Below are 1,339 nucleotides of genomic sequence, written 5' to 3' on the forward strand. Positions count from 1 at the left end.
AATGCTTGCTTCTTTTTTTCTTTACTGACATTTACTGGAGGCCTTCCTAAAGGCGGTCCACTGATTCTAATGCCTTTTTCTTTACACCAAGCTCGGTTCTCTCTTGTACGATAAATTCGATCTGCATGAACGGACTCTGGATAATATCCTGTGAAGCTATGATATGCTTCTACTTGTGCTTTTAGATATCCTGATTCGTTAAAATTATCCCAGCTCATCCGGTCTAAAAATACATATCCTTCAAAACAGCTCGCTGATAGTTTAGCTCCAAATTCTACGCTTTTTCCGGCTTTCCCTCTGACTATGGGACGGATGTGGGGTTGACTTAAACTTACTATTCTATCCTCAATACTCTGTTTATCGTTGTCAAATAACCACTGTTGTTGGCGATAGACTTCTGTGAGGACTAGCAAGGTTTTATATTGCTTTTTAGTCAGACCTTTTAGGGTCGCACCTGAATCGATTAGCTGTTCAATATGAGCTAGGTTTCTTTTGATATATTGAAGTTGTTTTTTAATTGCCTGTCTTTTTTTGTTGCGGGATGGTCTTCTTTGTTTGGCTATTAATAAGTAATCTTTTCGGGCGAGATTACGGTAGGTTCTAGGTTTTTTCGTGATTTGACCTTTGAGCTGTTTATACAGAATATCTAGGATTTTTTCGGTGTGAACTCTGGCTCTGTTTAATAGTCCTAAGTCGGTCGGATAACTAATATCGGCTGGGGCGCAGGTCGCATCTATGATTAATTTTCCGCGATTGACTGACTTATTTTTGGCGTCCGAATCCTTTTTTTTTTCCGTTTTAACTGGGGTGATGGAGCGTATTTTTTCGACCATTCGCTCGTTCACTTTATTAATTAGGTTGGGACTGATTCGTTGCCGAAAATGGACTAATAGTGATGGGTCAAATGGGATCTCATTACTGTAGGTTGATTGACCGATAAAGTATTGCAGATAGGGGTTTTCACGAATTTGTTCTACTGTTTCCCTATCGCTAATTCCGAGTTTTTCTTTGATGATTAATGCCCCCAACGCCATCCGAAAGGATTTAGCCCTTAAGCCCTTGGAGGTGGGGAAGTTTTGGGCATATTCTGACTCAAATTCTGACCACGGGATTAGTTGGGCCATTTTTACCCAACGGTTGTCTGCTGACAACCTTCCTCCGAAGGGCAGTTCAAACTCGGATGGGGGGCTTGGGGCAAGCTCAGCTTTTCTGTACACGATCGCAGGTGGTGATGCACGGGTTTTGACCTATTCTACCTGTTTATTTTGCACTTTACCCTCGCTCTCGCGAGCGCATAACCCAGGCTACGTCAAGTGCCATCGATATATTCAGCAAGCCC

At 42.2% G+C, this 1,339-nt stretch carries 1 protein-coding gene; it reads right to left on the reverse strand.

The features are described 5' to 3' along the window. The coding region (locus QUA07_RS29880; RefSeq protein WP_333332868.1) for an IS5 family transposase at positions 1–1,217 on the reverse strand (1,217 nt) is incomplete at its 3' end. Between the last annotated feature and the right edge of the window lie 122 nt (positions 1,218–1,339).

This window comes from Microcoleus sp. T3_A4 (assembly GCF_036700465.1).
In the GTDB taxonomy this organism is placed as follows: Bacteria; Cyanobacteriota; Cyanobacteriia; order Cyanobacteriales; family Microcoleaceae; genus Microcoleus.